The organism is Paraglaciecola sp. (assembly GCF_030730205.1).
In the GTDB taxonomy this organism is placed as follows: domain Bacteria; phylum Pseudomonadota; class Gammaproteobacteria; order Enterobacterales; family Alteromonadaceae; genus Paraglaciecola.
This window is the reverse complement of record NZ_JANQVQ010000316.1, coordinates 68,566-76,302: the sequence shown is the minus strand read 5'-3', so window position 1 is coordinate 76,302 and position 7,737 is coordinate 68,566. Positions and strand designations below refer to the sequence as shown.

Here is a 7,737-nt window from a genome sequence, read left to right as displayed (position 1 = left end):
GGGCGTTTACTTCTCAGGGGATACATACTGTTCAGCAGGGTTTGTTTCATTTCTCTCGATCCGAGTTTATTTTTCAGCGGTAATAATACAATTCAGCCATGTCTTCACTTGGAAAATGCATTGGGTCGAGCATTGAGTTAAAATTTGATACGTTTTCACTTTAATGATTTTCGTGACTGCGGCGTTAATCGAATAAGTATGTTATTCGGGCTTAGTTTCTGTATTCCTCACACTGACGGTCTTTTAGGGCGGGTATCACCCAATGCCTTTGATAACCTATTTACTGCCAACGATGCAGTCGTCCTAATAAATAATATCCTTGTCAAATATCGTCAACGAGTTATCTGACATACGTTCAACGAGTTGCTCTGCCAATACCTTTTCATTGGATCGAAAATCAGAAATGCACTGTTGATGAGTTGCTGACTGGTGATTTTCATATGGCAGACCATACGAATTTTAGGAAATATATTGTCACTGGCTCCATTACTCTGTGCTTTCAACGTTTTATGATTTTATGGTATATCGTTTGTCCGTTAAACGGGGCCATCAAACGCCAGTAAGTTGAGTCCTGCCCATGTTTCAAACTTATCACTTCGTTAGTGTCGTTTCGCCATCACCAAGGATACTTGTTTCACCGCTTTATAGCCTACACGTTGTCTGTCTTGTTCTATCGCACAGAGCGCATTTAACGGCTTTTTATCTAGCAACATGATGTCCATTTGGGTTGAAATATCCCATACAGTGCACTGCCGAAATAAGCTCATACCAATGATTGACCATAAGACCGTTACTAAGGGTAAATGGGGTTTTTTAATCGTCGCAACTCCTGCATGTTTAAATCTTTGTTCGATTAATTTTGGAGAGAGTATTTCGGCATACTTGTCGAATGTATGGAAGGTATTGGAAGCGTTGAGGGTGGTGGTTAACTCGTGAGCAAGTTGCAAAAAAAATCCTATGACCTGTGTTCATAGGATTTTTATCTCATTATGCCGATCGTCAATGTATTTTACTTAACTGAGCGGCATTACTCTGTAGAGGCTTTTTTAATCACTGCTGACCAATCAACTTAGCTGAGAGTATCAAACAGAGATTCAAGGTTAAGCCCTTTATGGCCTAACATGTCTCTCAGTCTACGTAATGCTTCAACTTGAATTTGTCTGACTCTTTCTCGGGTTAAACCAATTTCAGCACCAACATCTTCAAGTGTTGATGGTTCATATCCTAATAAGCCAAATCGTCTAGCAAGTACTTCACGTTGTTTGGGGTTTAAGTCTTCAAGCCAGTGAACGATATTAGCGCACATATCTGTTTCTTGGAGTTCTTCTTCTGGCCCGTGGCCACGTTCATCGGCAATAACATCCAATAAGCCTTTATCACCATCGCTACCAATTGGGGTATCTATTGAGCTTATACGCTCGTTTAACCGCAGCATTTTTACTACATCAACCACAGGCTTATCTAAGGACGCAGCGATTTCTTCAGCGCTTGGTTCATGATCTAATTTTTGCGCTAATTCTCTGGCTGCTCGTAAATATACATTCAGCTCTTTGACTACATGAATTGGTAAACGAATAGTACGCGTTTGGTTCATGATAGCTCTTTCAATAGTTTGTCTTATCCACCAAGTTGCATACGTTGAAAATCTAAAACCTCTTTCAGGATCAAATTTTTCTACAGCCCTAATTAAGCCGAGATTTCCTTCTTCAATTAAATCTAATAGGGCAAGACCGCGGTTATTGTATCGACGGGCAATTTTAACGACTAAACGTAAATTACTGACTATCATTCGTTTACGTGATGGCTCATGGCCTTTGAGCGCTTTACGGGAGAAATAAACTTCTTCTTCGGCGCTAAGTAGAGGGGAAAACCCAATTTCTCCTAAATAGAGTTGGGTGGCATCTAGATTTTTAACAATGTCTTCTTGCTTTAGCAGTATATCTTCTAACTCTGTGTCCTCTTCTTTCTCTGCTTTACTAGGGTCAAACTCAATTAAAGCCTCAACATCATCTAGGGCTTCTACATCAACTAACTCGACTTTTTTTTGATTCATTATGGTGGCTCCTGAAAAACTATTGTTGTTACTAATACATCTCCTTGATTCCTTATAATTATTTATTGTTATTTTCTTTTGGGTAAAAATTGCAAAGGGTCAATTGATTTTCCTTTGTATCTTACTTCAAAGTGAAGCTTAACCGTATCGGTTCCACTTTTACCCATGGTGGCAATATTTTGCCCAGATTTAACCCATTGCTGTTCTTTAACTAGAATTTTGTCATTGTGAGCATAAGCCGTTAAGTAGGCATCTGAATGCTTAATGATGACCAAATTACCAAAACCACGTAGGGCATTTCCGGTATAAACCACTTTACCATCGGCTGCAGCCAAAATGGGCTGACCTATACTGCCTGAAAAATCTAAGCCTTTATTGCCTGCTTCTTTAGCTGAAAACATATTTGTAATCGCGTTAGAAGTAGGCCAAATCCACGCTGATACTTGCTCAGGAAATTCACCGACAGGAGGACCATTGGCACCTCCGTTAACATTTTTTTCACTTTTACCATACGCCTGCTTTGGTGGAGGGTCAACTGGTTGATTTGACTTTATTTTTGAGGTCTGACCACGCGGAAGGGCTTCGTTTGCTTTAGATGTCACCTTTTGTTTCTTAAGGTTAATTATTTGACCTGGGTAAATGCTGTATGGAGGTGCAATATTATTGAGTTTAGCAAGATCGCGATAATCGTTGCCTGTGTGCCAAGCGATAGAAAAGAGGGTCTCGCCTTTTTGCACGGTATAGCCATCTCCTGAAAAAGAAGAAGCCTCGTAGTCCCTAAAAGTCTTCCCTTGGTATATTTCTACTACTGGGGCTGGTTGTTTTCTACTAGAGCAGGAAATGAGAAGTAGTGCCAAACAAAGCAACAAGAAACCCTGACTGAGGTTGCCCATATTAGATTGTTTAAACAAAGGTTTGAAGCATAGCATTTTTAAGACAATCACGTTTGAGGTGTGGTTTTATTTCCAAAGCGTTCAAGCAAAACGACAGCCAATACACCTAAGGTGATTAATCCAAGTGTAAGGAGCAAATAAGCAGGCTGTTGGGTATTGGCTTCAAAAGTATGGGGTAATACGTTTTCTTGCACCAGTGGAATCACTTTGCCATGGCGATCAATAACGGATTCGATGGTTATTTTCCAAGGCCATACTTTATTAAGCGAGCCCAACATGAAACCGCCCAACAGTGCCAGAGTTTGTGTTTTATAATGTTGAAACATCCAACTTAGAACGTGTGAAAAGCTAATTAAGCCGGCTACACAACCTGCAGCAAAACAGCTCAATGTGACCAACTGAAACTCTTTGATAGCATTCATCATTGGTGCATACATACCCAGCAGTAATAATATGAAACTACCCGATATGCCTGGTAATATCATGGCGCATATCGCTATCATTCCAGAAAAAAACACAATTAGAGGAGTTGACTCTATGTGCGTTGGCGAAATCATCGTAATCCAAAAAGCGCCTAGCGCACCTATTATAAATGCGATGATAGTGGGTACTGACCAGCGGTCAATGTGCCGTATAACCGACCACACACCTGCTGCTATTAATCCAAAAAAGAATGCCCACAGTAAGGCTGGATAATTATCTAAGAGAAATACCACAAGGCGAGAGATGGTAATCAGACTTACAATGACTCCGCCAAATAGCGCCAGTAAAAAAGCACCGTTGATATGTTTCCACGTCGCGGCGATACCTTGAGAAATTAAAATTTTAGGTGCGCTGCTACATTGCTTTAGCGAAGTGATCAGCTCTTCGTAAATACCTGTCATAAAAGCGATGGTACCGCCAGATACGCCAGGCACTGCATCGGCAGCGCCCATTAACACACCGCGGGCTGTTATTCCCGCATAATCTTTAGTTGTTCTGTTGTTACTCATGGTGTTCCTTGCGTATTGGCGCTGTTAGGTTTAAATAATATTTCCAGGTACCAAAGGAACAAAGCGCACCGCTTCTATTATTTGCGTTTCAAATGATTCTTCGTGTCGAGTGACACATTGCAACTGCTGATTTTCTTGGCCGACAGGGATGATTAATCTTCCGCCTACGTTCAACTGAGCGAACAGTTGTTCTGGGATCCTGCTCGCCGCGGCAGTCACGATAATAGCGTCAAAGGGGCCTTTACTCGCCCATCCTTGCCAACCATCGCCATGTTTCATCGAAACGTTATGAAAATTTAGCTGATTCATCCGGCGTTTTGCTTGAAATTGTAGGGTTTTGATCCGTTCGACCGAATAAACTTTTTGAAATAGCTGTGCTAACACTGCGGTCTGATAGCCAGAGCCAGTACCAATTTCTAATACATTTTGTGGACTATTTTGTGACTGTAAAAGCAATTCTGTCATACGGGCAACAATATATGGCTGTGATATTGTTTGACCTTGCCCAATTGGTAAAGCAGTATTTTGATAGGCTTTATGGCGCAATGCATCAGGGATAAATAACTCCCTCGGAATATTGGCAATAGCTCCTAGCACCTTACTATTGCTGATACCCTCTTGGGCTATGAGTTGGGCGAGGCTATCACCCTTGCGAAACGTGGCTCTCATGTTTATGGCTGTTCCAGAGTCAAATATAGGTTAAATTTATTATTATTATTTTGTGTGAAAATCCGTTACCTAAACACGATGTGTTTAGCGCTTTATACATTGTTATGTTTGTCGACTGAAAGTGCAATCGAACTAGAGTCATGGCACAGGGAATAATATCCGCTTATTGGTGTCCTTACTCGAATATTCGCTAAGATTGCTTAGCTTAAAACAAGAATGCCAATACTCAAAGTGACAGCTCGTTGCTAATCAACTTCATAGTGCTGTTTTATATCCACCAACTCTCTAATCACCGAGGTGGCAAAGGCACCAGCGGGTAAATCAAAACTAATATGCAACTGATTGTCTTCAATCGTCCATCGCATATCATCAGGTAATAATCGTAAGGCACGTCTTTCTTGTTTAAGGCCAAGTTTTTCGAGCATCGCTGTTTGCTCAGGGTAACGGTTTGCGATGTTCTGTTCATATAGACCCGCTTTAACGAGTGAGGGTAGTTGTCCCTGTCCCCACAATGGGGCTGACAACTGAATGTCTCGACTTGCTATACGCTGAACAATCACCTCATCAATGTTTTGAGCACAAAAATAGCTGGCACTGCCGGATAGAAGCATAACGTCACCGTCTATAGCTTGACTAAATAATCCATCTTCAATGCGGTGACTCACAAATTCATTAAATAACCATGAGCGCAATGCCGAAATAGCCATCGAGCGTTTATTGCGATTACGAATTTCTTCGCCGGCTAACATTTTTTCTGCCAGCACTAAATTTCCACCTCGGGCATCATAACGACTATCGCCGAAGCGCTGTGCGCCATAATAATTAGGAACACCGTGGACCGAAATATAGAGTAGGCGCTCACTTAGTTGTCGGGTGTCAGTGATATTGCGTACCACAATATTAAATCGATTGCCCTTAAGTACCCCTGTTCTAAGCTTTTTATCATGCCGAATAGCCTTAAGAACCGCGGCACCTTCTACTTGCAATTGAGACCAGTCAAACTCTGCCTTGCCAGGTTTGTGCACGCTAAACCATTGTTGTGTCACTGCATACTTATCTTTACGTCCTGCATAAGTTACATCGCGTAAAGGTACTCTGGCAAATTTAGCTATTTCTTCTGCCAAAAAAGCAGTGTTTAAGCCGGTTTTTTGCACCCACAAATAGATGTGTTCACCTTGGCCAGTAGGTTCATATCCTAATTTTTCGGTAACTTGGAAGTCTTGTAGTTCAACTTTCAATTGTCCGGTAGCTTGGGGAGCAGGCATTAAATATTGCCAATGCTGAGTTTGCATTAATTCGCCTAGATTGAATGATTGACTATTAAAGCGACTGCATAAGCCGCAATACCTTCTTTGCGGCCAGCAAAACCGAGCTTTTCGGTTGTAGTGGCTTTTACATTGATTTGCGAGGGCTGCGACTGTAGGTCACTGGCAAGATGATGAACCATGGCATGGATGTGAGGCGCCATTTTTGGTGCTTGAGCAACAATGGTAATATCCACATTGCCAATAACATATCCTTCACTTAGCATTAACGCTATGACTTTGCGCAGTAAATTACGGCTATCAACACCTGCTAACGCCGGATCAGTATCAGGGAAGTGGCGCCCGATATCGCCCTTGCCTAAGGCCCCCAACAGTGCATCGCACAAAGCATGAATCGCTACATCGCCATCTGAATGGGCCAGTAAGCCTTGTGCATAATCGATTGATACACCACCAATTATAATAGGGCCTGAACCGCCAAATTTGTGTACGTCATAACCATGACCTATACGCATATTCATGTTTATTTTGCTTCCTTGAGTAATTGGCTCAAATAAAATTCTGCTAGTAACAAATCTTCATGTTGGGTGATTTTGATATTGGACGCTCGACCACTGACGAGCTTTACTTGACCCCCAAAGTACTCTATCGCCGAAGCTTCATCAGTCATACTAATTTGCATTTTTTGCGCCTTACTGAGAGCGCTGGTCAGTATTTTTAAAGGGAAGAGCTGCGGGGTTAAAGCGTGCCAAAGATGGTCTCGTGATTCTGTTTTGACCACTAGATGCTTTGGATTACCACGTTTCATTGTATCTCGAACCGGTGTCGCTAGTATGCCACCAACTTGGCCGTGCTCGGCTAATTGTAACAAGGCGCTAAGATCATCATGATGCAAACAAGGCCGTGCTGCATCATGCACCAAGACCCAAGTTTCATTGCTATTTACCGCCGCCAAGCCAGCTAAAACTGAATCACTGCGCTCGTCGCCGCCTATCACCGTGGTGATTTTAGGAGATTGAGCAATGTTAAGTTCTTTAAAATAGTGGTCTTCGGGATGCAATACAACCACGACCTTAGCAATTTGCGGATGAGCCATCAAATTCGATAAGGTGTGTTCGATGACCGTTTTTTCTGCAATAAACAAATACTGTTTGGGTACCGCTGCCCCCATTCTTTTACCGATCCCTGCGGCAGGTACGACTACCGTAAATGTTGAATTTAACGTCATGGGTAATTAATTTTCAGCTGGTAAAATACGATAAAATGTTTCGCCTTGTTTGATCAAACCAAGATCGTTGCGCGCTCTTTCTTCAGCAGCTTCAAGTCCAATTTTAAGATCTTCAATATCGGCTTTTAACAAACTGTTGCGTTGCGTGAGATTAGCATTTTGTAAGTCCTGTTCACGTACCTGTTTTTGCATACTTAAATAATCTGGAATACTATTTTTGCCCATCCACAAGCGGTACTGCAGCATACCAAGAAGGCAAAGTAACAAAATTGTTACCCATCTCATGACTTTGTCCTCCTCGTTAGCGAATAGAGCTATTATGCCGAGCTTTTAAACGATCCTCCAGTGAAACGGACTACAGAAGACTCGTAATGGGTAATAATCTATTATTTTGTGCAAAAATGCGTTTAACTAATATTAATCCGATCGTCTTTTCTAAGTAAAATAATTAGGTATATCAATGCAATAGGGGGCAAGAAGGCAAGTATAAATCCAGCAATGGCACACCAAACCGGATTGTTAAATTTTGTGGTGGCTATTTTGTAACTCACCCATGTCACGGCAACAACAAACACAGCAAAAAGTACCCCAAGCACCACACTAAACATCTATTACTCCCTAGTTAAGCTAAGTTGTT

At 41.7% G+C, this 7,737-nt stretch carries 10 protein-coding genes; all 10 read right to left on the bottom strand.

Annotation, left to right across the window (positions count from 1 at the left end):
- Positions 1-599: 599 nt before the first annotated feature.
- Entirely contained in the window at positions 600-947 is a 348-nt protein-coding gene (locus tag NWQ57_RS21155; protein ID WP_306024177.1) for a transposase domain-containing protein, read from the bottom strand.
- A 122-nt stretch (positions 948-1,069) separates the two neighbouring features.
- The gene (gene rpoS / locus NWQ57_RS21150; RefSeq protein ID WP_306024176.1) at positions 1,070-2,053 is read right to left on the bottom strand and encodes an RNA polymerase sigma factor RpoS; all 984 of its coding nucleotides are present in this window, start codon (positions 2,051-2,053) and stop codon (positions 1,070-1,072) included.
- A 68-nt stretch (positions 2,054-2,121) separates the two neighbouring features.
- Positions 2,122-2,790: a peptidoglycan DD-metalloendopeptidase family protein gene (locus NWQ57_RS21145; protein ID WP_372340961.1), complete on the bottom strand. Its 669-nt coding sequence runs from the start codon at positions 2,788-2,790 to the stop codon at positions 2,122-2,124.
- A gap of 203 nt (positions 2,791-2,993) precedes the next feature.
- Entirely contained in the window at positions 2,994-3,938 is a 945-nt protein-coding gene (locus NWQ57_RS21140; protein ID WP_306024175.1) for a DUF368 domain-containing protein, read from the bottom strand.
- A gap of 30 nt (positions 3,939-3,968) precedes the next feature.
- Positions 3,969-4,607, bottom strand: coding sequence for a protein-L-isoaspartate(D-aspartate) O-methyltransferase (locus NWQ57_RS21135; RefSeq protein WP_306024174.1), 639 nt, complete (start codon positions 4,605-4,607; stop codon positions 3,969-3,971).
- A gap of 245 nt (positions 4,608-4,852) precedes the next feature.
- Positions 4,853-5,899, bottom strand: coding sequence for a tRNA pseudouridine(13) synthase TruD (gene truD / locus NWQ57_RS21130; RefSeq protein ID WP_306024173.1), 1,047 nt, complete (start codon positions 5,897-5,899; stop codon positions 4,853-4,855).
- Between the two features lie 8 nt (positions 5,900-5,907).
- Positions 5,908-6,393: a 2-C-methyl-D-erythritol 2,4-cyclodiphosphate synthase gene (gene ispF / locus NWQ57_RS21125; protein WP_306024172.1), complete on the bottom strand. Its 486-nt coding sequence runs from the start codon at positions 6,391-6,393 to the stop codon at positions 5,908-5,910.
- A gap of 2 nt (positions 6,394-6,395) precedes the next feature.
- Positions 6,396-7,100, bottom strand: a complete 705-nt coding sequence (gene ispD / locus NWQ57_RS21120) for a 2-C-methyl-D-erythritol 4-phosphate cytidylyltransferase (protein WP_306024171.1) — start codon at positions 7,098-7,100, stop codon at positions 6,396-6,398.
- A gap of 6 nt (positions 7,101-7,106) precedes the next feature.
- Positions 7,107-7,385 (bottom strand): cell division protein FtsB, encoded by a 279-nt coding sequence (gene ftsB / locus NWQ57_RS21115; protein ID WP_306024170.1) that lies wholly within the window; start codon positions 7,383-7,385, stop codon positions 7,107-7,109.
- A gap of 122 nt (positions 7,386-7,507) precedes the next feature.
- Positions 7,508-7,708 carry a hypothetical protein gene (locus tag NWQ57_RS21110; protein ID WP_306024169.1) on the bottom strand — a complete coding sequence of 67 codons (201 nt, stop codon included), beginning with the start codon at positions 7,706-7,708 and terminating at the stop codon, positions 7,508-7,510.
- Positions 7,709-7,737: the final 29 nt, after the last annotated feature.